The sequence below is a fragment of the Gordonia effusa NBRC 100432 genome (assembly GCF_000241305.1).
Classification (GTDB): domain Bacteria; phylum Actinomycetota; class Actinomycetes; order Mycobacteriales; family Mycobacteriaceae; genus Gordonia; species Gordonia effusa.
Genome location: NZ_BAEH01000092.1, coordinates 61,009 through 85,141, shown reverse-complemented (window position 1 = coordinate 85,141; position 24,133 = coordinate 61,009). Strand labels below are relative to the sequence as shown.

Here is a 24,133-nt window from a genome sequence, read left to right as displayed (position 1 = left end):
GTCGACGGCCGCCCACCCTTGTCAGAAGGCCCGACGAATACCGAGTTTGATAAACGGTTCGGCGAACGCTGCCGTCCAACCGATTGGCAGAAACCCGAAGAGTTTTAGGCTGAACGCCAAGGTGCACGTCACGTTGCTGCCTGACGAAGTTGGCTCAACCGTCCAGCGTTCGACATATGACTTGACGAATAGAGGCACAGATATGCCGGTTCCCGCGGCGGTGACGCCGTTGGGTTGCTCGTCCACCACTTGCGACGTTGTTGCTATCAGCCCTCGATAAGTACGAGTTCCGTTCTCGACAGCGGGCCCGGAGAACAGCGGTTGTACGCGCACCGTGGGGCCCGATAGAAGTCGCTGCTGAACCTCCGACGGCGAGCCGGGAACACTAAGGGCGACGGTGGCCGACCATGGTGCTGTCTTGACGAAGTCTTCAATGTCTGTCGGCGTGGTCAAGGAGAACCGACGTGGTCCCTTCGACCCACTTGCCAAGATCGCGAGGATGACGAGGCCGAGCACACATAGAAAAACGAGTGCGGCACCGATGGCGATGACGAGGACGAATTTGTTCATTGGACTTCCCTTTTGTCGGTACGAGGTGTCGTTCGAAGTGACTGAGACAGTCACAGGCGTACCGATGGTAGCTGTGAATCGAAGTACGCGTAACCGTAATTCACAGAAAAACCTCTTCGGACTTGAACTCGTCGGCGTTTCGGGGCTTGCGCGACCCGGAATTCTGGAGATCAGTGCTGCGCCGGGGGCATCTTGCCCTGGGTGTGGAGCTAATCTCCAGATTTTTGAAATCCCATGAATCCGTGCCCAGGCCCTGCTGGCTCCGACGTCGCCTGACTAACCGGCAGCGATGGCCCCAGGCGAAATTTCGTCCCCGTCAGCATGATCAGAGGGCATATTGCCCTCGGAAGCCATTGAGGGAGACGAGAATCCACGCTCTAGGGGACTGTCGGCGATATCGCTACCCCTCGAACTCGGCCGAATATCTCACCATTGCTTCGATCAACGCATCGAGCACATTGCCCGTCGTTGCCAAATCCTCGTCACTGAACCCCGACAGCGTCTCGTGGGTCAGCTCACCCAGCGGGCCGAAGAACTCCCGGGCCAGCTCCATGCCACGGGCGTCGTAGTGGAGAGTCAGCCGACGTCGATCGTGAGGATCGGGTTCTCGCCGAATGTGACCTGAGGCGACCATCCGGTCAACCAGGTATGTCATCGCGGCAGAGGTAAGGCCGAGTGATGCCGCGAGCCGTCCAGCGGTCGTCGGCTCACCTGCCGAATCGGCGACCATGATCCGCAGTAAAGCCTGAAAGTCGTTGGCGCCCAAACTATGCTGTCTGGCAAAGATGCGTCCGATTTGTTCCGACTCAGCCGTCAATGCACGTATCGCCGACGACAGTGACGTCTCCAACTGTGCGCGCTCGGACATCCCTGAAGTGTACGATGCCAAATTGATTAAGTTGCTTAATAGTTCATAATTTGAGACGGTTGCTAGGTGGCTACCTCTGCTTGGGATCGCGTCGCGTCAGTTGTCACCGGAAAACGTTCGTGGGCCGTGGGTCTGATCATTCTGGTACTCGGACTCGGGTTCATGTTCCTGGTCGGCGACAACGACGCCGGAGACGACGCGCCCGACTCACTTCCGACGTCGGCGCAGTCATCCCAGATCAAGAAGGTTGAGGCGTCATTTCCCGACAGCGGTGTTGCGTCGGCCATCCTGGTGGTGACGCGTGCCGACGACGGTGCACTGACCGATTCCGACCGGACCGCGATCGCCGCGTCGAGCGACCGAATGCTGGCGGTCGACCGGTCAACGGCGAGCGGCAGTGCACAATCGCCGGTCGTGCTGTCGGAGGATAAGAAGGCTGCCGTCGTAGCTATCCCGGTGTCTTCCGAACTCAGCGGGTTCGGTCTGCGGGATACCGTCGACGAACTCCGCGCCGCCGCCGCGTCCGGCTTGCCGCCGACCTTGGTTAGTCACGTAACAGGCGGACCGGCCTTTGCCGCCGACATCGCAAACTCCTTCTCCGGCGCGAATGTCACGCTGCTAATGGTCACCGCGCTGGTTGTCGCGCTGCTGCTGATCGTCACCTATCGATCGCCGGTGCTCTGGCTGGTGCCTTTGATCGTCGTTGGAATAGCCGATCGCGTCGCGAGCAGTGCCGGCACGGCGCTGGCGAATGTCACCGGATTGAGTTTCGACGGTTCGACGTCGGGGATCACCAGCGTCCTCGTATTCGGAGCCGGCACCAATTATGCGCTCTTGCTGATCTCGCGCTATCGGGAAGAATTGCATAACTTCCCCGACCACAGAGAGGCGCTTCGGGTAGCTGTGCGACGCGCCGGGCCGGCTATTCTCGCGAGCAATCTGACCGTGGTCCTGGCCCTGCTGGTCCTGCTCTTGGCGACCCTGCCGAATACTCGAAGTCTGGGGGTCTTCGGGGCGGCAGGTCTCGTGATCGCCGCGGTGTTCGTGCTGCTGGTGTTGCCCGCCGCCTTGGCGCTATTCGGGCGAAAGTTGTTCTGGCCCTTCATTCCCGAGTATTCGCCCCAGGCCGGTGAGAATTCATCGGTCGACACCGGGATGTGGCATCGCGTCGCCACGGCGGTGGTAGCCAATCCGTGGCGAGCGGCAGTTGGGTCGGTGGTGATTTTGGGGATATGCGCGAGTGGTCTTCTCACCGCGTCTATCGGCCTGTCCCAGACTGAGCAATTCCGGGTTACCGCCGATTCGGTGACCGGATTTGACGTACTGGGCCAACATTTTCCAGCGGGCGAATCAGATCCGACGGTAGTTACCGCGCGGACGTCGGCGGCCCCCCTCGTCGAGGAACGCCTCAAGATTGCCGACGGGGTGGAATCGGTGCGACAGTCTGGTACCTCCGACACTGGTCAGACTCGATGGCGGGTTGTGCTGGATTCCGCGCCGGCATCAGCGGAGTCGTTCAAAACCATTGAGGCGATTCGTGATTCGGTTGGCGAAGTCGATGGATCCGGTGCGCTCGTTGGCGGTAGCGATGCACAGGCGCTCGACGAACGCGATGCGGCCGCACGAGATCGACTGCTCATAATTCCGTTGATTCTGTGCGTGGTGATGGCAGTACTGTTCCTATTGCTCCGTGCCGTCGCCGCCCCGGTCGTGCTGATTTGTGCGACCGTCGCGAGTTCGATCGGCGCGATCGGGCTCGGCAGTTGGGTCAGCAAATATGTATTCGGCTTCCCGGCACTCGACAATAATGTCGTGCTCTTCTCGTTCCTATTCCTCGTTGCATTAGGTGTGGATTACACGATATTCCTCGTCACGCGTGCGAAGGAGGAGAATTCGGAGCATCCGATCGATACGGCGATGATTCGCGCGGTGTCGGCGACGGGCGCGGTGATTACAAGTGCTGGAATCGTACTGGCAGCGGTCTTTTGCGTGCTTGGCATCCTTCCGCTCATCACACTCACTCAGCTGGGAATTATCGTCGGCTTGGGAATTCTCCTCGATACCTTCTTGGTCCGCACGGTCCTTGTTCCCGCGCTGTTCACGATAGCGGGCGAGCGAATCTGGTGGCCGTCGGCAGCGTCGAAATCCACAGCGAGGAAGGAGTCGCACAGCGAATCACTGGTTCCAAAGACGTAGCAAGAAACAATCTAAGGATTAGCAGGTCTGACATGAATTTCGCACCCTCCCTGCGCATCAGGGCATCAATCATCGCGACACTCGCTATCGTCGTAGCACTATCGAGTTCGATGGCAGCTGGTATAAGTTCGGCAGCGCCGGGACAACTGCCGCCGATAAGCAAACTGGATGTACCCCGCTACCTCGGAGTGTGGAATCAGGTGGCCGCGGTACCGCAACCGTTCAACCTCGACTGTCTAAGCAGCACCCAGGCGAAGTACTCGAAGATCGATGATCGAAACATCCGCGTCGAAAATTCCTGTATCAGGAACAATGGGAGCCGGAATCGAATTGTCGGAAATGCGCGGGTAAACGATCTCAAGACACTCGCGCAGCTGCACGTAAGTTTCCCGGGCGTACCGTTCCAGAGCAGCAAATCCGGACCAACGAACTACGTGGTGACCTATATAGCACCGGATTATTCGTGGGCGCTCGTCGGTGACCCGAACCGGCTGTCCGGCTTCGTCTTGAAGAGAACTTCCGACGTCTCCAAGAAGCAATGGGACTCGATAAAGAAGGTCATCTCCGCGCGCGGCTACAACACATGCTTCTTCCTGGTCACACCGGTTCGGGGGAAGGGCGCGCCGACACCGCTGTGCACTAGCTGACGCTAATCAAACGACTGGTTATACCAATTCGAGCGTGTCGGACCCGACTTCGTCATGCGACGAGTCGTCGCTGTGCGAATCGTCGTCGTCGTGTCCGTCTTCGTTCCGGTCGGGCCGCCGCCGTGAGTTGACGGCGGCGAGCCCGATCAGCAGGAGAACACCGAACATTGCCCCGGCGGCGACGGACCAACTGACATGTTCGGCGACAGCTGCGGGCGAGGGGGCCGCAGATTGCTGGGCGGGCGGCGTGGGGCCACTCTCCTCATCCGGCGGCGCCAGATTCGCCTGTGCACTGTCCAGACTGCTAGTGATGGAGCTCAGGGTTCCGTCCAATTGTTTCACGCCGGAGTTGACCTTTTTGGCGGCCGACAGAGTGTCGGCCCTGGCCGACGACAGTTTCGTCAAGCCCGACCGCAACTGTACGGCCGCGGTCCGGGCTTGGGAAATGGCCGCGTCCGCGCTGCTTGCCGATCGGTTGAGAGCGCCGCGCATAGTTCCGAGTTCAGTCTGAAGCTGACCCAGCGACCCCAATTGCGAGGCGATTGCGCGGCTAGATTGTTGCAAGGTCCGAAGACGCTGCAGGGCATCTTTGGAGCCGGGCGTCTGCGCAGTCTCCAAGTAGTCGATCAGCGGTGTGACCAACGAATCGAGCTGCTTTACCGACCCGGACAGTGATTTGGCCTGGGTGAGCGCACCGGAGATTGCAAGTGAACCGTCATTGATCTGCTTTGCCGCTCCCGATAGATTCGGCGCGTTTTGCAGCGACGTCACCAGCTGATTCGACGCGCTGGTCGCGGTATCAACGGCATCGAATAAGTCACGAGCACCGCCGGTAACAGTCGTGATGCTCCCAGTGGCGCCGTTAACCGCACTCGACATCAATTGCAGAAGCATCTTGGCTGACGATATCGACTCGGCTGCCGAATCAATATGTTCAGCCGGTGGCCGGGGATCAGGTTCGGCTGACTTCTGTTCTGGCGGAGGGAAGATCAAATAGGCCCCGCTACCAACGATTAAGGTTCCCAAAAATATCGCGAGAAATCCGGTTGCGGACAGCGGTATCGAAGGTTTCTTGGATCTTGCCAGTTTGCCAGGTATCGCCCGTATACTCGGAATGATCGTCAACTTTCTCCACGCACATATTTTTCACCACGCTACCCGCGAAATCTATGCATCAGGCCGCTGCACACCGATTCTCAGCGGATTCTACGGAGAGTCTTGAAAGTCCTTCAGGTGCGGTTTGGGGGCTATTCACAAATAGCGGATCCAACCAAGTTTCACTTCTCCGGCTCCCCGAACCGCCCCGCAAAAGCCGGAAGCTTCTTGAGTCGCTGGGGAAATCCCGGCCCGACCCGCACGCTGATGTCACGGTGACGGACCTGCGTGCCGCATTCCCGGCAGACTACCGCGGCGTCAAGATCGTGACCGCAGCTGTCGTGGTGCAAGATCATCGGGGCACCTTCGTCGCCGCTCATCCAGCGATCACCCCACGAATTTAAGGCAGCGACGACGCCGAAGAGGTCGCTGCCCTTCTCGGTGAGTAGATATTCGTGACGGACCGGATCGCTCTGATAGATCTCCCGCGAGACGATGCCGCTGTCGGTGAGAGTCCGTAGCCGGTCGGTCAGGGTTGATCGAGCGATGCCCAGGGTTGTCACCAATCCATCGAACCGAGTCTCGCCGTAGAAGAGTTCGCGCAGGATCAGCAGCGTCCAACCGTCGCCGACTAGGCCGACGGTCCGGGCGACTGAGCACGGCCAGCGTTCGAAGGATTCGCGTTTCACCTGGCCAGGATATCAGTCTGTTTTACAGACGCACTTGTGGAAGTGACGGTCGGGCAGTTAAGGTCCGAGTGAGTCTTGATTCCGAACTCAGGAGGTTATCCGTGGGTGAGACAGTAACGCTCGAGCGCGACGGACATGTTCTGCTCATCGGTCTGAACCGGCCGGCCAAGCGCAACGCCTTCGATCGGCAGATGCTCGGTGAGCTTGCCGAAGCGTATGGCGTCCTGGAAAACGACGACGAGATTCGCAGCGGAGTGCTCTTCGCGCACGGTGACCATTTCACCGGTGGCCTCGACCTTGCCGATGTCGTCGGCGATATCGCGGCCAATTCGATGTCGATTCCCGAGAACGGTCGGGACCCCTGGCGTCTCGACGGCCCCTGGGCCACGCCGCTCGTCGCAGCTGCCCAGGGATGGGTGATGACGCTAGGCATCGAACTGCTGCTCGCCGCCGACATTCGCATCGCGGCCGATGACGCGCGCTTCACTCAATACGAAGTGCGACGCGGAATCTTCCCCTTCGGCGGTGCGACCTCGAGATTTCCCCGCGAAGCCGGTTGGGGCAATGCCATGCGCTGGATGTTGACCGGCGCGGAGTTCGATGCGCCAGAAGCGCTGCGGCTGGGTCTTGTTCAGGAGGTGGCCGACAATGCGATCACCGCCCGCGAACGCGCAGTCACCATCGCACAGGAGATCGCGAATAGCGCTGCGCCACTGGGAGTTCGGGCCACTCTCGAAGCAGCGCAGGATGGACTGGGACAAGGCATCCCGGTGGCTGATGAGTTGCGCTCGAAGGTCGCAGAACTATTCGCCACCGCAGACGCGGCGGAAGGTGTCCAGTCCTTCATAGAGCGCCGCGACGCGGTCTTTACCGGTCGCTGAACCCACCGGCGACAGTGAGGAGATCGCGATGCCTAGCCCGAAAGACTCGAAGCGTAGCAGCGAAGATGCCTGGCTCAAGACGGCGTGCATTCTCTGCGAATGTAACTGCGGCCTCGAGGTACTCCTCGATGATCGGCAACTGAAGAAGATTCGGGGCGACAAAGAGCATCCGGGCTCGGCTGGCTACACCTGTGAGAAGCCGCTGCGGCTCGACTACTACCAGAACGGACCGCATCGCCTCACGTCGCCGATGCGCCGCACCGCGACTGGCGACTATGAGGAAATCGATTGGGGCACAGCGCTTGACGAGATAGCAGGCCGACTACGTCGGGTCATGGACGAGCATGGTGGCGAGTCGATCTTCTTCTACGGCGGCGGTGGACAGGGAAATCACCTCGGTGGAGCCTATGGCCGCTCACTGTTCGCCGCGCTCGGCGCACGTTACATGTCAAATGCTTTGGCGCAGGAGAAAACCGGCGAGGCATGGGTGGATCAACAGCTCTATGGAAACCACACCAGCGGTGACTTCGAGAATACCGAAGTGGCCATCTTCATCGGTAAGAATCCGTGGCAGTCTCATGGCGTTGCTCGCGCCCGGCCGGTTCTCCGCGAGATCTCACGAGATCCGGATCGCGCGATAGTTGTCATCGACCCGCGTCGGTCGGAGACTGCTGACATCGCGGACTTTCATTTGCAGATCCGTCCAGGTACCGATGTCTGGTGCGTGTCGGCGATCGTGGCAACTCTCGTGCAGGAAGACTTGTACGATAAGGCATTTCTGACCGAGCGCACCACCGGTAGTGACGAGGTGCTGCGTCATCTGCGGCTCGTTGACATCCCAGCCCACGCCCGGCGTTGTGGTGTCGATGAGGAGCTCCTCCGTACGGTCGCCCGCCGGATCGCTAACGCCAAGAGTGCGGCCACTTATGAAGATCTCGGCGTGCAACAGTCACCCAACAGCACGCTGGTCGCGTATCTCAACAAAATGATGTGGATGCTCACCGGCAACTTCGGCAAACCCGGCGGGGTCCATATCCATTCATGGATGGTGCCGATAACTGGCCGATGGCATCCGGTTCCGTCCGAGAAACCGATTCGGGCGCGTCGAGCGCGCAAGACTGTCGGTCAGTTCGCGATGAGCAATGGTTCGGCCCTGATTCGCCGCGGAATCGCCTCTGCGGCAAGAACGTCCACGTTCGGATCGCTCGCCGAGCGAGTGGCGACGATCGGCCTCGATGTCTTCTTCGACGCGGTGGCGGTGGACGCGGCGCGACGTATCGCCGACTCGATTGGGCGTCCGGACGAGGATGGTGTCACACCGGTCAGCGGGGCTCGCATTCAATACGGCCTCACCCCGTGCAACGCCATCGCCGACGAAATCCTCACCGACCATCCGGACCGGCTGCACGCGATGTGGATCGATGCCTCCAATCCCGCACATTCGTTGGCCGAGTCGGCGCGCTTTCGTGACGCGATGCGTGCCCTCGACCTCACAGTGGTGATTGATGTGGCTATGACCGAGACCGCTCGTCATGCGGACTACGTGCTGCCGGCAGCCAGCCAGTTCGAGAAGTGTGAGGCATCGCTGTTCACTCTTCACTTTCCGCACAACGCTTTTCAGGTCCGGCGGCCACTTATCGAGCCACTAGCTGGAACTCGTGACGAACCGTGGATCTATGCCCAGATCATCGATCGTCTCGGAGTCGTGGACGATTCGGTGGTTGACGATCTCACCTTGGCCGCCCGCTGCGGACGCTCAGCATTCGCCTTGGCATTCTTCAGCAGCGTCGAGGCGCGGCCGGAACTTGCCGGTCTGGTGCCCTACCTTCTGTACCGCACCCTCGGCGAGACATTCGACGACGGGGAGCAAGCGCTCGCGCTGATCTGGGGGATGGCGCAGTTGGCCGCGATCGCGCAGCCGGACGCCGTTGCCCGGGCGGGCTTCGGCGGCAACGGTTTTGCGAGGGGCGAGGCGTTGTTTGAAGCCATTCGGGCGACATATTCCGGAGTTCAGTTCACCGACGATCGGTACAGCGACGCGTGGGGCTACATTCAGCACGACGACCGACGGATCCATATGGCGATTCCAGAATTACTCGATGAGTTCGCCCGCCTGCGTGACACCGAGCCACCATGCCGACCGACCCAGTACCCGTTCATCTTGTCGGCCGGTGAACGACGTGCTTTCACGGCCAATGTCATCATCCGAAATCCGCACTGGCGCAGGCGTGATGCGGCCGGGGCGCTGCGGATCAATCCCGATGACGCAGCGACTCTCGGCATCGAAACAGGTGCATCGGTTCGAGTCGTGACCGAAGCTGGCTCTGCCGAGGCCACCGTCGAGGTCAGTGAGATGATGCAAGCCGGGCATATCTCGCTTCCCAACGGAATGGGCGTTTCTTATCCCACCGAGGACGGTGTGGAGACCGTCGGAGTCCCCCTCAACACGTTGACCTCAGCGGCCCGGCGCGATAAGTTCTTCGGCTCTCCGTGGCATAAGTACATTCCGGCACGAATCGAAGTCGATCAGTAGTCGTTGCCGCCGGCATGAGAACTATTGTGCGTTAACACTTTTCATTCGTCGAGGAATTCCCCGGCACCGAGCCGCAGTTGCGCGCTCGCTCGGGGTCGTCGGAGACTTAGTTGACTGCTTGAATGCCGTGCGGCGGTCGATGTTGCCCCGATCGAGATCTTCGGTTGAGTTTCCACGGCGAACGAGTCACCACGCAACTGGCGCGTCATCGAACAGCATGTGGACGATCAAATCTATTGTTACGCACCGACTTACGGTGATCCGGTTCGCTGCGCCGATTCCGGCAGCAGCGAGACCCAGGTGACACACGTGGCCAAGGGCCTACTGGGTCGCTGAGGGTTCGGCAGTTAGCGAAGATTTCGGACGGCATGTTCGGCGATGTGCTCCAACAGGTCCCCGGTGAGTAGCGGGTCCGATGCGGTGTCGACATCCGTCCATTCGTCGAGCGCGTATGTCTGCCGAAAGCCCGCTCGCGTCCAGTCCTTGTGATCCAACAGGTTTCGTCCCGCGACGACGACGACCGGTGTGCAAGCGGCCCTTCGCGTCAGCACCGAGAGGAGCTTGCCCGCCATGGTCTGTGTATCGACACTGCCCTCGCCGGTGAGCACGACGTCGGCCCGTGAGACGTGATCGTCGAAGCCGAGCAGATCGAGGAAGAATTCCGCACCGGACACCATTTGCCCACCTAGCAACATGGCTGCGAATCCGGCGCCACCGGCGGCTCCGGCTCCAGGCAATCGCGCGATCTCCGTAGCGTTGTCAAAACCGTTGCGTACCAAAGTATTCACGAAATCTGCCAGTGACTTGTCCAGCCGACTGACCATAGCCGGATCCGCGCCCTTCTGTGGCCCGAAAACATGCGCGGCGCCATTTGGGCCAACTAGTGGGTTCGTCACATCGCCCGCGATAACAATCTCGACGTCGTTCAGTAGAACGGGCGACTCTATCTCGACGCGGTCAACGGCTGAAAGCGATGCGGCGCTGGGGGATAACTCGTCGCCGTCAACGTTGGAGAAGGTGTAACCGAGAGCCGTCAGCATTCCGATCCCACCGTCGGTGCTCGCGCTTCCACCAAGTGCGAGCACCAACCGCCGCGGCCGGTGGCGCAATGCGGCTCGCACGGCCTGCCCCAATCCGACGGTGCTCGAATCTATCGGCGCGAGCACTCCGGTTGGCAGAGTTGCCATTCCGCAGGTGTTGGCCAATTCGGCGACGACGGTGTCCGGCCCGACGGCAATCGAGGCATCATGCTGTTCGCCCAGTGCGGAGGCCACCGTGACGATCTCCCGAGCGAAACCCGCCGCGACCGCCGCGTCGACACTGCCGTCGCCGCCGTCGGCCAGCGGCAGCACCGTCGTGGTCGCACCGGCGCGTCGCGCGCCGTGAGCCAGGCGCGCACCAACCTCAGCCGCGGTCAGGCAACCTTTGAACTTGTCGGGAGCGACGAGGGCATGCATGGTGGAACCTTTCGCAGGCGTTATGCGCATCTTCACGATGTCACGGCGAACCCCATTCGCCACAGTTGACTACACGCTCCCCAAGGCGGTAGCCGGAGAGTGAACGAATATTGTGAGTCCGGACACAAACCGGTAACGGCGGTATAAGTACAGGTCAGGGGTAATAGCGGGGTTGGCGGTGTGGTTGTTTACCTGGCCGACTTGTCGCAAATCGCGCTCGCTCCATTGGCTTTTCTCAGCCAGGTATATCAATCTGTTATCTGACAGGAAACGGGCCAACAACCCGTACCCCACCAGAAAGTCGAGTAGCTATGCGGATTCTCCCCGCATGCGCAATCCGCGGTTTCGTCGCGGCTTACGGGGCAACAGCCCCCGCTATGGTCGCCTGAGCGATTCTCGTCTGGACCTCGCCCGTTTGGGTCGGTTGCGTCATGCGTCGAGGTGGTGCCGACACCCCTCCGCCCAAAAGTTCATGCATACCGCGACGATGCCGTCGTGGCGTCTAGTCGCGCCATCGCCTGGGTCTGCTCGCTACTTCGCCCCCGGCCTGAAAGTTGTTAGGGCCGTAAGTCTTTAGGAATTATCTGATGTCTGTTGTCTCAAACCTGCTGTCTCGTCCACGTAAGTCACCCAAGCACTCGCGCTATGTCGCCGGTGCACTCACTCTTGCTGTTGCTGCTGGTGTTTCGGTCGGCTCGGTCGCTGCGAGCGAACCCGCACACGCCGAACAGACCAAGCAAGAAGCAGCGTCGTTCAAGGCGCCCGCGCCGGTTCGTACGACCGGGGTCACTTCCGCCAAGGTTGGGCCGGTCATCGAAGAGGTGTCGCAAACCCGGCGACTCTCGAAGTATCAGAACAACCTCGACGGATGGATCCGCGAGTCGTTGGATGTGTTGCGTAAGAACAACATTCCAGCGAGCTACGATGGCATTCATCGCAACATCATGCGCGAGTCGACCGGCAATCCCCGCGCCATCAACCTGTACGACTCCAACGCTGCCGCGGGCATCCCCTCCAAAGGGCTACTTCAGGTGATAGACCCGACATTCGCTGCCTATCACGTGAAGGGCACCGCATTCGACATCTGGAATCCGGTCAGCAACATCGTCGCGGCCTGCAATTACGCCGCCCACAATTACGGATCGATGGACAACGTCAACGCGGCGTACTGACCCGACCCGAGCCGGCCGAGAATTATGTCCCCTCGCAAGACCAGACGTTATATAGGCGCTTGGGTCAGCGAGGGGACATATTTGTTCCGCGCTTGTGCTACCCGAGGCTGAACGGCTTGCCGTAGAGGAAGACCGACTGTGACACCTTTGCGGTGATCACCCGAACTTTCACATAGGCCCGTGCCTGCGCATACCCCGCGCACCCGTTGATCATCATCGTTTCATTCCGGTAGACCACCGCGCCGTTGCCACCTCGGAACTTCACCGCGCTCTCGTGTGCGCGGGCCCCGAAGGGGTCCTGGTATTCGATGTCGTTGATGAAATAGTTCGCGGCCTGACCTGGGCCAATTGTCACGCCTGCGCCAGTCTGAGCGGTGACCGTCGCGTTCTCCGGGGTGTAGTTCGACGCCGTTCCGCTCATCCCACCATTGGCACTGCCACCGAGGGTGAGTTGGCATGCCACGATATAGCCGGACCCGATGCCGAATTTCGCCGACTTGTCAGAGACGGTGACATCGTAGCGGCCGGACACCCAGGCATTGCGGTGCAAGGGAGTCGAGCCCATCGACGGACTGATTCGCGCTGACTCATTGGAGCGCTTTATCAGCACCCGGGTGCCATCCGGCAATGTCTTGCCTAAGGTCTGTGATGGCAGGCGCATATTGGTATCAGCTTGTGCCACTGCGAGATTGGCGAAGGGGATGGCGGCGGCGAGGGCGACGCCGGTGATGGCGGCCCGCCTGAGGATTGTGCTGAGTCGATTCTGTGTAGTCACGTCGAGCCTTCGGTTGCTGTCGTGGTCGGGGTGAAAGTGGTTGTTGGAGAGCTTCATCCGATGGAGAAGGGCTTGCCGTAAAGGTTGATCTTCTGATGCGGATTGCCCGTGGTCTCAACAGTTGTGAAGGCACGCGCTTGCGCGTAGCCACCGCAATTCTGAATATTCACCTGCGCGTGGTCGTAGCCGATGTAATACGTACCCGGCCCTTCGATATCTTTGACCTCGATCTGCAGGAACACTACTTTGCCTGCTGCCATTGGCACGGTTAGAGTTCCGGAAAGGCTTGGCGCAGTGGTGGATAGGGTTCCCGACAAGCCAGCCGCAAGGCCGGAGATATCGACCTGGCAGCCGATGATGTAGCCGGTAGACAAGGTTGCGGCAGCGCCGTTGGTTGCCGTTCCGTTGGAGCCTGGTATTTCGCTCTCCCCAGCTGGGCCGTTGCTTGGTCCAGCCTTGGCGGAATGGAGCTTTGGTGCGCGGAGTTTGATGCTGCCGCTCACCCAGGTGGTGCGTGATGCGCCATTGGCGGCCAATGACGGCGAGACCCGGGCATGTTCGTTGGTGCGAGTCAGGGTGATGCCGTCGCCCGACGCGGTGCCGGCCGGAAGGCGGACGAAAGTATCGGCACCGGCAGTGCCGGTGCCGGTGCCGGTGAGAATAGCCGCCACCACTACTACGGCGGCGATTGGTGCAAGGCCGGAAAGGCGTGAGATCGGATGCCTCATCTTCAGCGAGTTCCTCCAGGGTCAGTGATCATATGCCGCGCGTGAGCGGCCGGCGTCTCGGTTCGACGATGTCGAAGTAGCGGTTGTACCGTAACCGGCAATCTTAGGAAAGTCTAATAAAAAGTAAGGTTCCCCTTGGTGATATGTCACGCACTTCTGTAACGATGACGCAACGGAGCCGACGCTGACCTGGTCGAACGTCGGCGTGATTCGGACATCTACCGCAGCCCTATTTACAACTGAAGCAAAGCTAACCTAACTTCGTTGGGAGTCGTCGCGTTCCGATGGCTTGTTGACGAGCGAGTCGGGCGCCCGTGTTGGGCCTCTTCTTGCGTTGTACTAGGAGGGTGGCATGAGTGTGGCGGGTTCGCCGCTCGCTGCTGCGCAAGACGAATATCCGTTTGCGTGCGCGGTACAGATGGGCGACACCGCAATCGATTTCGAGCGCTTTGCCGAATCGGTCGACTGCATGTGCGACGAGTTGACGGCCTGTGGAGTGAGCCGCGGTAGCCGGGTGGCGGTGGTCATGTGTGACGGCATCGAAGCGGTACTTACCTGGCACGCGCTCGTATATCTCGGTTCGGTCATTATTCCGGTGGATCTCTGCGATGGTCGACAGGTGGACGAACTACACGGTGATCGAATCGATTGTGTATTGGCTCCGGCGAGATATGACGAGATCCTCGAAGATCTCGCCGAATATATTGGCGCACAGGACTCTCCGTGTCCGCTCTTTTGTATCGGCGATGAATTCACGGTCCTCGACGTAACTGGTGGTACCGAACATGACCACGACGAGGGCCCTCGCGTCTCCACCGTGGCTTCATCGGGCGAGACGGCGGAAAGTTTGCTCGCGGAGGCATGCGCCGTTGCCTGCAGTCGCGATTACTGGCCCGGGGCGCGTATCGAATTCGACGAGGACCTCAGCATTCGCTCACGCATCGTGACGACCCTTGCGAGTGCCGCTTCGGGCGCGTGTCTTAATCTCGACGCGTCGTCAATCCAGAGTGGACCGAACTAGTTGTGCCAGAGCGGATTCCTTGCGTTGCTCGAGGGTCGCGATCACAGCGTCGACGGTAGCGTCGGCTGGCAACCAGAGCGCTTCGCGGAGAACCACGATCAGGTCGCCATTACGCAGTCGCGCGGGCGTTCGACCAAGGTGCCCGAGTATCTGCGAGGTCGCTGAACGGCCGGCCAGTTGGGGCGCGGATCGGATGTCAAAGGTTCCCGGCCCGAAGTCGATGAAGACCGAACTTCCTTGTGCCAGTGGCATTCTGGTGACGAATCGCTTGATGGATCCGCAGCGTGCCTGCACCGATGCCCACGTGAAGTGCTGGGGGCCGAAGGGCGATTCCAACGTAACCGGTGAGCCTGGACCAACACCGATGATCCCGGCGAGCGCACTCGGAATATTGAACGCCGCGCCTTTGATATGTGCTGCGGTGATCATCGTCTGCCAATGGACCGTGTCGCCCTCACGATAGAGGGCGCGGGTGCTGCTCGGTGACTTCCGTGGTCGGTACGGTCGGGCGCGTCTGGCGACCGTATGTCCGCGTGTCTCGAACTCACCAGAACTCGCATAGGCGCGGATACTGGCTTCGCTCACCGCATATTTGGCCTGGATCACATCGGCTATCTCGTCAATGGTTGCGGTACCGCCCGCGGCGTCGAGCAGAGCGCCGATCTGACGATGTACGGGAAGGTAGCGCTCGCCGCCCCAGCGGGCCAGCCCGTAATGGTTGCGGTCGGTCTTGATGATCCGGTCGTCGGAGACAAGCGCATTGCGAATACTCGAGTCGGCGCGGGGGAAATCCCTCAGTGCGGCGACGATCTCGCCGAAAGTGAGTGCGGTCCCCGCGATCCCCAATGCCGCGGCAACCAGGTCGCCCGTGGAGGCCGTCGTCGATATCGCATGTTCTCCAAGGATGGCAAACCCGCTGTGGGACAGCCATCTGACCGCCTCGTCGGCTTGTAGTCCCAACGACGTGGCGACGTGGAAAACAGGGGCGGTCCCCTCGGGTGTCGCGGCTGCGGTGACCGCGGCGTGAGTTTGCGCGGTCACGTCCCGGAAGCTTCCCCGCAGGATCCATCCCTCACTGGTGGTGATGCCAGCTGTGCCGGCGCAGGCAACCCGCCAGGTCGCGACGTCAAGTGCCGCAACAGGTTTGCCCGCATCCGGATGGTCGGCGATGAGCGCGTCGACGGCGAGCAACGGGTGCGCGCGGCTGAGTATGTCGGATCGCAATGTACTCAGCGAATGAACCTGTGTGACAAGGCTTTCCAACTTGCTTCGGATAACCCGATCAAGCTGTGTCACTCGTTCGCGGGAACTGCCGATCTGGGTGGCCAGCTCAGTCTGAGTTCTGGGACGCTCAGCCAATATGCGCTCACGCAAGACCAACTGGTCGCGACTGGACAGGCCCCGCACAAAGTCGGCAATCGGCTCCGGCGCGGTGGCCGGCTTTTCAACCGCCGTGCCTTGTGCGCTCAGTGCGACCAAGGCCACGAGAACATTCTGAACTACACCATGACCGATCCGCGGCAGGGCAAGGAGGCTGGCAACCGTATACTCGGTCAGTGTAGATATGTCGTGAATTCCGTTGTGTGTCAGCGCATTAACCGTGCCAGCAGAGACCTCGAGGTCGAGAAGGGTACCAACTTTCACGCTGGCGGGAAAGGCGAGCGCAAGGGTTTGGGCGCGGCGGTCGGCAACGAAACGTTCGGCGATTCGCGAACAGCACGCGTCGATATTCGTCTTAGTGAGGGTTTGCTGCGGCGTCGAATCAATCCAGGCGTTGACGATGAGTTCATCACTGGCGAGGATAGGAGGCCCGCCGCGATAGTCTTCGAGCCAAGGCAGCAAGGTAACCCAGGGCTCCGTCGACAGGGAACCATGTATGGACCGCGACATCGAACTCGTCTTTCACATGGGTGCCCCGGCAGAGCCGCGGCGGGTGGAGCGCGCTCGGTCGTTCGAGCGACTCACCAAGGATACCGTGTTGGGAAATCCCCGGGAAGTTGAATTATCTACTCGGCGGGGGACGAATCGGTATCCGCCGCGCGCTCGCGCAATACGGCGATTGCCATCTCGCACCAGCGAATATTCTCTTCCTCGAAGGAGATGCCGCGCAGCAATGTGAGGTAGGGACCGACGTGTGCCGCGGTTGTGAAGAAGTCCGATTCGTTGCGGCCGTTGAGGATCCGATCCCGCAGCTTGCGATATCCAGTTAGCTTTTCCCGTGCGCCTCGTAGTCGTTCGCCGACGTTGGCCAAGACCGCGGACCCGTCACCGGCGTCGATGGCTTGGAGCTGAACGAGGAGGTCGTCGCGAATGGCAGTTGGTTTCGGGGCTATGGTGGTGTACTCCGCGAGCATCGCGCGACCCACTTCGGTCAGGCTGAATAGCCGCTTGTTCGGCCGCTTCTCCTGTTCCACAACCTGCGCTACGACGCAGCCGTCGGACTCTAGTTTGTCCAACTCCCGGTAAAGCTGTTGAGGTGTCGCGACCCAGAACTTCGCGATGGATATGTCGAAACTCTTCGCCAGGTCGTAACCCGATGCCGGACCTTCGTTGAGCAAGGTCGCGAGGATCGCGTGTCGTAACGCCATGCGGTGAGTCTAGTGAACTTGTTGACTACCTAGCCGATGATCGACGTAAGGGTGGTCGCCGCGTGTTCGCGACGACCACCCGACCGGTTGGCGGTACCGAGAGAGGGTCAGCTTCCGAAGAAGCCCAGGAATCCCCGACGCGGCCGCGGCCGATTCTGCCGGCGCTGTCGGCGAGCTCCGCCGCGCGGCTGGTCGCGGTTGTTGGGGGTATTGTTCGGACGTGGCATAATTGCCTCCTACTGATAGTGAATTCCGTTGCGACAGAGAATATTTCATTGTCCCCGTCTTCTCTGACTTCACCAACGATAGGAACTCATTCTTGCGGTATCGGCGATATGCGCTGTGAGTCGACTGTGGGGCATGTCAGTCGCGCGATTCGGCGGCTTTGGCCGCGGCAATCGCTCGCATCACCTCGGGCGTCAGATTTGGCCAGGGCGGGCGTCGTACAACCGCAATGGTGCCGAGTAATGCCGCGACGAAACCCGTGCAAACACCAACGAGTGCGTGCCGGTTCGCGTCAACGGCGGGAAGCCACTGGGTGCCAGTCGCAGAGACCGAGTAGACGCCGACTGGGTGTTCGACGCCGGACCGCCAGCCGTTACGCGTCACCGTGACCACCACGGTTCCGTTCGGCGCTTCATATGGCTCGCTGAAGATCAGCATGCGTACCTCCCAAAGTTATCTCATTGACCGGTTCCACGACCAAGCCAACACCATTGGATGGAACAGCACTCAGAAATTGTATCGGCCATACTTTAAAGTATGTTAGCGTCGGAGTATGACCGAGACAGAAACCCGTGCCACCGCATTTGTCGACGACGCATTGATCGGGCGGCTCGCTGACCGCGCGGCCGAGGGAGAACGTCTCCGTCGTCTACCCGACGACACCGTCGCCGAACTCAAAGCCAGTGATTTCACCAAGCTGCTGTTGCCCAAACGCTATGGCGGGGAACAGGGATCGATCGCCGAATTGCTCCAACCCACTCGCCGTATAGCGCACGGTTGCACGTCGACGGCCTGGACGATGTCGTTCTACGCGCTGCACGTCTGGATGTTTTCGCAGTTTTCCGAGCGGGCGCAGGACGAGTTCTTTGCCGACGGCCCGTCCTATTCGCCGGTTACCTTGGCGCCGACCGGAACTGGTGTCGTCGATGGCGAAGGTATCCGAGTGTCCGGCCGGTGGTCGTGGGCTACCGGTGTCATGGATGCCAATTGGGTCGGCGTGAATGTGATTGTCACCGAAGGGGATTCGATCACGCCGAAGATGGTCGTCATGCCGGTAGAGCAGGTGCGGGTCGAGGATGTGTGGCAGACCGCCGGCATGCGCGCCACCGGATCCAACGATATTGTCGTCGACGATGTCTGGGTGCCGATGCACCGTACCGTTGACCTGGTGGATCTCTATCGAGGCTGCGCGCCCGGCGCATTGTTATACGACGCCGGGACATACCGTTGGCCGCTGGTGGCGGGATTGGCGCTGACCGCGGCGATGCCGGTGCTTGGCACGGCCGAACGTGTACTCGAGCTCTACACCAAGCGAGTGAGCGAGCGTGTCCTCGCCTATTCCGGTGTAGCGCAAAAGGATCAGCCCACCGCCAAGATGCGGATCGGTTCTGCGACCATCCGGCTGCGAGCCATGCGTGCCCTCATCGACGACGTCGCATCGACCATCGACGACACAGTTAACGCCGACGCGAGGGTGCCGCTGGACCTCCGTGTCCAGGCCAGAATGGCGGCTGCCCACGTCGTACATGAATCACGATCGCTGATAACGGAATTGTTGGAGTCGGCCGGGGCTGGTGCACACTTTCTGAACAATCCGCTGCAGCGATGTAAGCGTGATGTCGACATCGTTTCGGGTCATGCCGTGTTCGATTTCGATATCAGTCGCCTGCTGGCCGGCACCCTAGCGATCGGCCAGAAATTGCCGCCGATGTCGATGGTATGACGGGCGTCAATCGTTCCGTAGCAACAGATCCAGTAGGTCGTCGCGCCGGTCCGACGACCGGATGCGGCGTGGGCCGGCGAGATGCATCGATCCGATTCCCGCGGAGAAGATGAGGTCTGCGCGCAACGACGCCTGTTCATCGTCGAATCCGTGATCGACGAATATCCGGATGACTGCCTTCCATACACGTAGATCGGACTGCCCGACCGCCTTAGCGAGTGTCTCGTCGTGGCGTGCCCACTCGCGCATCGCGCGCTCGAGTAGCCATTTCTGGTCGCCCATCAGCCAGTCGATCATCGCGGCCAGGCGCGGTCGTGGTTGTAGGTGGGCGATGCTATCGACGTAGTCCCGTTCGGTACTCAGCGCCCGAGTCCACGACTCCACCAGCGCCGTGCGAAAACTGGCGATCGTGGCGAAGTGCCAATAGAAGCTGCCCCGGGTCACCCCGGCACGCTCGCAGAGCCGGTCGATTTTGAGAGCGGCGATGCCATCTTCGGCGAGAAGGCGGTATCCGACGGCCAGCCAGTCGTCGGTCGAGAGTGAGCCGGCCGCCTGTGGGGCGGGGGAGTTGCGTGCTGCCACATCACACATCAGATCACAACCTGCGGTATGCGGACCGTCGCACGCTCGGCGTCTAACCGGATCGGCCTTCGCGGTGAGGTAGTCGACGACACGGACGCATGACGAAACCCGCACTACCGCACCACGTATCATTGCCCCATGCCGGAATTGGTCGCGATCTGCGTGGTACGCACCCTGCATCCCGACCCTGGTCAAGTGGGGATAACCGCGATCGACAAAGTGCCTGTCGACGGTCCGGTTCGCATCGGACCATACGGGGCATATGCGGACGTTCAAGCCGATCGCAAACATCACGGTGGACTGGACAAGGCGCTTTATGCCTACGCCCAGGAGGATGCGGACTTCTGGGCCGCCGAACTCGGACGAGAAATCCCGCCCGGCTTCTTCGGCGAGAACCTACGAACCGTCGGTATAGAGGTCAACGCCGCTCATATTGGCGAACGCTGGCAGATCGGCGAGCGGGTCATCGTCGAAGTGACGTCGCCGCGTATTCCCTGCAAAACCTTCGCGCGGTGGATGGATGACGAAGACGCCTGGATCAAGCGGTTCGCGGACGCCCGGCGGCCCGGTCCGTATCTGCGAGTGATCAAACGCGGGGAGATCAAATCCGGCGATGAGATTACGGTGCTCAGCACGCCCGACGACACGAGAGCGATACGCGACGTCGGGCGCGGTTGACCCACCTGGGAAAATCGTCCGAATAATCCGATGCCGAGGGCAGTATGCCCTTGGCAGCGCACTATTTGGACGATTTTTCCAGCGGACGGTCTGCCGCGGCCGTGGCGGGTTGATCGGCGGTCGTCCCGCTGCCGATCATTGAGTCCAGCGCCAGTTTTCCCGGGCCGATGAAGACCAGCAAGAACAGTGCCCAGCAGTACAACGCCGCGGAATCACCGCCGTTCTCTGCTGGGAACAGACCGTCACCCTGGTGTTTCCAGAAGTAGGCGACCGCCATCGCGCCGGAGCCGACGAACGCGGCAATTCGCGTCCCGAGGCCGACGATGAGCAGCGCTCCGACGATCAATTCGATCGTTCCAGACCACCACGACGGCCACGCCCCGAACGATGGGCTGCCACCGCCATGCGACTCGGTCGGCCAACCCAGCAGTGTCGTCGTGCCATGACAGAAGAACAGAAAGCCCACGACGACGCGGAAAGCGGCAATCGCCCAAGGCGCGTATCGATCAAGTGAGGTAAGCATAACCTGATATTATCTACTGGGTGTGATCCGCGCGAGCGCAGTCCGATGGCAACACGAGAACCGCCCCGCGTCCAGGGAGATGGACGCGAGGCGGTTCGGACAGTGCGAAGCGCTGTATCTTACTTCCAGATCCACTGGCGTCGCCGAGCGTCCCACTGGCGACGCTTGGGCTTGGGCTTGCGGTTGTGCTTACCGGCGATCTGAGGACGTTGCGGCATGGTGATCTCCTATAAATTGTGCGAACTATGTTGTCCGGCTTGGATTTTCGATCTCTTGCATAATCCAAACTATGGTCGGTGTCTGGGCTGGATCTGCTGCGGCGCTGGAAGAATCCTGTGAGGGTTGCCGAACACGGCGGGTAGCCTCGGGTGTAGACGCAAATACGGAAGGATACCCAGATAGTGAAGTGGCCCAATTTCGTTGGAACACTGAAGAATTGCGACCCAGTGGCGGCGAACCTTCTCCGGGCCCGCTTTGAGATCGGTTCAGGTTTAGCCGACGGATACGAGCCGCTGACCGCCGGAGATGAGGCTGTCGCACTCTATCTGAGCGATAACGGCGTCGAGTTGCGGGCCCGCGTCAGCGAGGATTCCCAAGCCCTCGGCGGTTGGGAAGTGGCCGACCCGGAACGCGGTGTCGGACACCGCAATTACACAGTGCGCGAATATGACGCGCGCACCCGCGAAATGATCATCGACGTCGCGGTTCACCCACATGGGCCGGCGATCGACTGGTTCCGAGCGGCGCAGCCGGGGTGGCGGCTGCTGATGGCTGGCCCGCGTTCTTGGTACGACCCACCGCCGGACGCGACGCGGCATATCTTGGCCGCGGACCTCTCGGCGCTGCCCGCGCTAGCCAGGATTCTGGCGGCCACTCCAGACCACATACCGGTCACCGTGCTCGCCGAGGTTCTCGATCGCAGCGAACTCGACTATCTTTCGACGCGGCCGAATGTCGAGTTGATCGAGGTGCTCGGCTCGGGCAATGGTGTTGCGCCAACCCGACTTTCGTCGCGCCTGGCGAAACTGTCGATCGTCGAGCGGGACTATGTCTGGCTCTCGGGCGAAGCGTCCGATACCCGGGCGGCCAAGAAGCAGTTGCGGGCACTCGGTCTCACCCGCGATCGCTACGACATCATCGGTTACTGGCGCGAGGATTCTGAGCGATGGTCGCGGCGGTTCGAAGAACGTGGCGACGAGTTCCGCAAAGTCTTCGACGACGCGATTAGTTCGGGCGCCTCCGCGGACGAGGCAACCGAACTCTTCGAGGACGCGCTGGAACGCGCTGGACTCTAGAACCGCGGTGTCACAAGCGGTTTCGGGTCAGGAACTCTTCGATGGCGCCGGCGAACACTTGATTGTCGTCTCCGGCAACCATATGGCCAGCCGCGCGTACATCGGCGACTTCGGCATGCGGTACCAACTTGAGCATACTTTCGATGCCGGCGTCGCTTACGACGTCGGATTTTCCGCCGCGCACGATAAGCGTCGGGACCGTCACTTTACGGGCAGCCGCCCCGAGGCGTTCGGGGTCGGTGTGCCGTCGAGCCTCCTCACCCGATGCGATGAAGGCCGGATCCCAATGCCAGTACCAGCGCCCGTCGTCGCGTTGCCGGACGTTCTTCCGCAGGCCCTCAAGATTGCGGGAACGCTTTCGTTCCGGGTTGTACGCCGCGATCGCGTCGGCGACGTCGTCGAGCGAGTCGAATCCGGCCACATGATCGGTCATGAACTTCTTGATCCGATCGATCCCCTTGCGCTCGACGTCCACGACGACATCGACAAGTACCAAAGCCGATGCGACGCCGGGGTTCTCGCCGACGACACACAAACTGGTAATGCCACCTAGCGATGCCCCGATCAATACGGGTTCGGATAGTCGAAGAGCGTCTATCGCACCCAGCAGATCGTCGGCGAATCCGTCGATTTCGTAGTTGCCATCCGATGCCCATCCGCTGTCGCCGTGCCCGCGGGCGTCGAGGGTGTACACATCGTGGCCACCGGCGGCGAGGTCGGCCGCACTATGATCCCATGAGTGACGTGTCTGCCCGCCGCCATGCAAGAGGACAAGCGACGACACCGACTCACCCGGATCGCGTGCCGCCCAATGATCGCCCGCGACTCGCACATCTCGAGTATCAAGTGCGAACGGTCTGCCCTCGGTCTGCGTCATTGCGAACTCCTCATCTGCCGATGACGCTGACGCTACGCCCGGCCCGTGCGACGTCGCCGGTCAGGTGCCGACAGGCATTAGGTGAACGGCGAGTCGAAGAGCGGCGTAAGTGCGTTGATTTCCCGCTCTGCGATGTATTGCGGCCGCGGAGCAGTGCCACCGAAAGGGAGGGTTGGCGCGTTTTCGACACTGTTGAATACGAGGAAGATATTCGCGCGAGGGAATGGCGTGATGTTATTCGCCGACCCGTGCATCGAGTTAGCGTCGAAGAACAGTGCTGATCCAGCGGAGCCGATGAACTGCTCGATGCCGAACTCGTAACCGAGTTCGGTCAGCGACTTTTCGTCGGGTACGCCAATACGCTGCCGCTGCAATGATTCCTGATAGTTGTCAGCCGGGGTGTGTCCGACACATGGCACAAACATGCGATGCGCGCCGGGCATCAGCATCAAACCGCCGTTGACGGCGTAATTGTCGGTGAGTGCGATCGACACGCTTACCGTGCGCGGTGCGGGTAAACCGTCTTCGCTGTGCCACGTTTCGAAATCCGAATGCCAGTAGAATCCCGTACCGACCATTCCCGGCATCGCGTTGATACGCGACTGATGGATGTAGACCTCTGACCCGAGAAGTTGCCGGGCCCGATCGAGGATCCTCGGCGTCCGAGCGAGCGCATCAATCAGCGGGCTCAGTCGGTGCACGCGAAATATCGAGCGGACCGCGCCGGAGACGCGTTCGCGGATCACCATATCGCTATTGGCAAGTGACGGGTCATTGGATAGCCGCTCGAATTCGGTCCAGCAGCGCTGGATCTGTGAGGGGTTCAGTAGCCCATCGATGATATGAAAACCGTTGTCTCCGTAGTTATTCAGCTCCGTATCGGCAAACGGCCCGGGCAGCGTGCCCCACACGGTTGGGTCGATCCGCTCGAGCATCGGCGCGGCGGTCGCGAGGCGCGACGGATAGTGGTCTTCTACGGCTTCGGTAGCGGTTGTGGTCAAGGATTCTCC

General features: G+C 60.8%; 23 protein-coding genes. 9 read left to right on the top strand and 14 right to left on the bottom strand.

From position 1 onward, the window contains the following. Nucleotides 1–21: 21 nt before the first annotated feature. Complete coding sequence (locus GOEFS_RS16080; RefSeq protein ID WP_007318992.1) at nucleotides 22–570, bottom strand: SRPBCC family protein; 549 nt, start codon at nucleotides 568–570, stop codon at nucleotides 22–24. A gap of 400 nt (nucleotides 571–970) precedes the next feature. Beyond that, nucleotides 971–1,438: a MarR family winged helix-turn-helix transcriptional regulator gene (locus GOEFS_RS16075; protein WP_007318991.1), complete on the bottom strand. Its 468-nt coding sequence runs from the start codon at nucleotides 1,436–1,438 to the stop codon at nucleotides 971–973. A gap of 66 nt (nucleotides 1,439–1,504) precedes the next feature. On the opposite strand from GOEFS_RS16075, the gene GOEFS_RS16070 reads away from it, so the two are divergent. Continuing rightward, complete coding sequence (locus GOEFS_RS16070) at nucleotides 1,505–3,634, top strand: MMPL family transporter (RefSeq protein WP_007318990.1); 2,130 nt, start codon at nucleotides 1,505–1,507, stop codon at nucleotides 3,632–3,634. Between the two features lie 32 nt (nucleotides 3,635–3,666). Then, the gene (locus tag GOEFS_RS16065; protein WP_007318989.1) at nucleotides 3,667–4,281 is read left to right on the top strand and encodes a lipocalin family protein; all 615 of its coding nucleotides are present in this window, start codon (nucleotides 3,667–3,669) and stop codon (nucleotides 4,279–4,281) included. Between the two features lie 18 nt (nucleotides 4,282–4,299). Here GOEFS_RS16065 and GOEFS_RS16060 read toward each other — a convergent pair whose 3' ends face one another. Together GOEFS_RS16060 and GOEFS_RS16055 are read right to left on the bottom strand one after the other, a co-directional pair. Beyond that, nucleotides 4,300–5,175: a hypothetical protein gene (locus GOEFS_RS16060; RefSeq protein ID WP_138918034.1), complete on the bottom strand. Its 876-nt coding sequence runs from the start codon at nucleotides 5,173–5,175 to the stop codon at nucleotides 4,300–4,302. A gap of 383 nt (nucleotides 5,176–5,558) precedes the next feature. After that, nucleotides 5,559–6,065, bottom strand: coding sequence for a winged helix-turn-helix transcriptional regulator (locus GOEFS_RS16055; protein WP_007318987.1), 507 nt, complete (start codon nucleotides 6,063–6,065; stop codon nucleotides 5,559–5,561). A gap of 101 nt (nucleotides 6,066–6,166) precedes the next feature. Here GOEFS_RS16055 and GOEFS_RS16050 point away from each other — a divergent pair, with 101 nt between their 5' ends. Together GOEFS_RS16050 and GOEFS_RS16045 are read left to right on the top strand one after the other, a co-directional pair. Then, entirely contained in the window at nucleotides 6,167–6,946 is a 780-nt protein-coding gene (locus GOEFS_RS16050; protein ID WP_007318986.1) for a crotonase/enoyl-CoA hydratase family protein, read from the top strand. Between the two features lie 28 nt (nucleotides 6,947–6,974). Beyond that, nucleotides 6,975–9,479 carry a molybdopterin-dependent oxidoreductase gene (locus GOEFS_RS16045; RefSeq protein WP_007318985.1) on the top strand — a complete coding sequence of 835 codons (2,505 nt, stop codon included), beginning with the start codon at nucleotides 6,975–6,977 and terminating at the stop codon, nucleotides 9,477–9,479. 347 nt (nucleotides 9,480–9,826) lie between these two features. Here the strand turns inward: GOEFS_RS16045 and GOEFS_RS16040 are convergent, their stop codons facing one another. After that, complete coding sequence (locus GOEFS_RS16040) at nucleotides 9,827–10,936, bottom strand: glycerate kinase (RefSeq protein WP_007318984.1); 1,110 nt, start codon at nucleotides 10,934–10,936, stop codon at nucleotides 9,827–9,829. Between the two features lie 587 nt (nucleotides 10,937–11,523). On the opposite strand from GOEFS_RS16040, the gene GOEFS_RS16035 reads away from it, so the two are divergent. Further along, on the top strand, nucleotides 11,524–12,108 hold the full coding sequence (locus GOEFS_RS16035; protein ID WP_007318983.1) for a transglycosylase SLT domain-containing protein: 585 nt from the start codon (nucleotides 11,524–11,526) through the stop codon (nucleotides 12,106–12,108). A 97-nt stretch (nucleotides 12,109–12,205) separates the two neighbouring features. On the opposite strand, the gene GOEFS_RS16030 is transcribed toward GOEFS_RS16035, so the two are convergent. Together GOEFS_RS16030 and GOEFS_RS16025 are read right to left on the bottom strand one after the other, a co-directional pair. Beyond that, nucleotides 12,206–12,940 carry an MspA family porin gene (locus GOEFS_RS16030; RefSeq protein WP_007318982.1) on the bottom strand — a complete coding sequence of 245 codons (735 nt, stop codon included), beginning with the start codon at nucleotides 12,938–12,940 and terminating at the stop codon, nucleotides 12,206–12,208. Beyond that, complete coding sequence (locus GOEFS_RS16025; protein ID WP_007318981.1) at nucleotides 12,937–13,611, bottom strand: MspA family porin; 675 nt, start codon at nucleotides 13,609–13,611, stop codon at nucleotides 12,937–12,939. Before GOEFS_RS16025 ends, GOEFS_RS16030 begins: the two co-directional genes overlap by 4 nt. Nucleotides 13,612–13,963: 352 nt before the next feature. On the opposite strand from GOEFS_RS16025, the gene GOEFS_RS16020 reads away from it, so the two are divergent. Then, entirely contained in the window at nucleotides 13,964–14,632 is a 669-nt protein-coding gene (locus GOEFS_RS16020; protein WP_007318980.1) for an acyl-CoA synthetase family protein, read from the top strand. On the opposite strand, the gene GOEFS_RS16015 is transcribed toward GOEFS_RS16020, so the two are convergent. From GOEFS_RS16015 to GOEFS_RS16005, 3 genes are all read right to left on the bottom strand, one after another. After that, on the bottom strand, nucleotides 14,609–16,522 hold the full coding sequence (locus GOEFS_RS16015) for a hypothetical protein (protein WP_007318979.1): 1,914 nt from the start codon (nucleotides 16,520–16,522) through the stop codon (nucleotides 14,609–14,611). The genes GOEFS_RS16020 and GOEFS_RS16015 overlap by 24 nt on opposite strands. A gap of 116 nt (nucleotides 16,523–16,638) precedes the next feature. Further along, entirely contained in the window at nucleotides 16,639–17,220 is a 582-nt protein-coding gene (locus GOEFS_RS16010) for a PadR family transcriptional regulator (RefSeq protein WP_007318978.1), read from the bottom strand. Between the two features lie 363 nt (nucleotides 17,221–17,583). Beyond that, on the bottom strand, nucleotides 17,584–17,883 hold the full coding sequence (locus tag GOEFS_RS16005) for a hypothetical protein (RefSeq protein WP_007318977.1): 300 nt from the start codon (nucleotides 17,881–17,883) through the stop codon (nucleotides 17,584–17,586). Between the two features lie 115 nt (nucleotides 17,884–17,998). On the opposite strand from GOEFS_RS16005, the gene GOEFS_RS16000 reads away from it, so the two are divergent. Beyond that, nucleotides 17,999–19,168: an acyl-CoA dehydrogenase family protein gene (locus GOEFS_RS16000; protein ID WP_007318976.1), complete on the top strand. Its 1,170-nt coding sequence runs from the start codon at nucleotides 17,999–18,001 to the stop codon at nucleotides 19,166–19,168. A 6-nt stretch (nucleotides 19,169–19,174) separates the two neighbouring features. On the opposite strand, the gene GOEFS_RS15995 is transcribed toward GOEFS_RS16000, so the two are convergent. Further along, a complete protein-coding gene (locus tag GOEFS_RS15995) occupies nucleotides 19,175–19,864 on the bottom strand; it encodes a TetR/AcrR family transcriptional regulator (RefSeq protein WP_245549873.1) in 690 nt (229 codons plus the stop codon). A 24-nt stretch (nucleotides 19,865–19,888) separates the two neighbouring features. Between GOEFS_RS15995 and GOEFS_RS15990 the strand changes: the two genes are divergently transcribed. Then, on the top strand, nucleotides 19,889–20,428 hold the full coding sequence (locus GOEFS_RS15990; protein ID WP_007318974.1) for an MOSC domain-containing protein: 540 nt from the start codon (nucleotides 19,889–19,891) through the stop codon (nucleotides 20,426–20,428). A gap of 61 nt (nucleotides 20,429–20,489) precedes the next feature. On the opposite strand, the gene GOEFS_RS15985 is transcribed toward GOEFS_RS15990, so the two are convergent. Further along, nucleotides 20,490–20,951, bottom strand: a complete 462-nt coding sequence (locus GOEFS_RS15985) for a DoxX family protein (RefSeq protein WP_007318973.1) — start codon at nucleotides 20,949–20,951, stop codon at nucleotides 20,490–20,492. A 401-nt stretch (nucleotides 20,952–21,352) separates the two neighbouring features. Here GOEFS_RS15985 and GOEFS_RS15980 point away from each other — a divergent pair, with 401 nt between their 5' ends. After that, nucleotides 21,353–22,246 carry a siderophore-interacting protein gene (locus tag GOEFS_RS15980; RefSeq protein WP_007318972.1) on the top strand — a complete coding sequence of 298 codons (894 nt, stop codon included), beginning with the start codon at nucleotides 21,353–21,355 and terminating at the stop codon, nucleotides 22,244–22,246. A 10-nt stretch (nucleotides 22,247–22,256) separates the two neighbouring features. On the opposite strand, the gene GOEFS_RS15975 is transcribed toward GOEFS_RS15980, so the two are convergent. Then, nucleotides 22,257–23,123 carry an alpha/beta fold hydrolase gene (locus tag GOEFS_RS15975; RefSeq protein ID WP_007318971.1) on the bottom strand — a complete coding sequence of 289 codons (867 nt, stop codon included), beginning with the start codon at nucleotides 23,121–23,123 and terminating at the stop codon, nucleotides 22,257–22,259. 77 nt (nucleotides 23,124–23,200) lie between these two features. Next, nucleotides 23,201–24,124 carry an ectoine hydroxylase gene (gene thpD, locus GOEFS_RS15970; RefSeq protein WP_007318970.1) on the bottom strand — a complete coding sequence of 308 codons (924 nt, stop codon included), beginning with the start codon at nucleotides 24,122–24,124 and terminating at the stop codon, nucleotides 23,201–23,203. Between the last annotated feature and the right edge of the window lie 9 nt (nucleotides 24,125–24,133).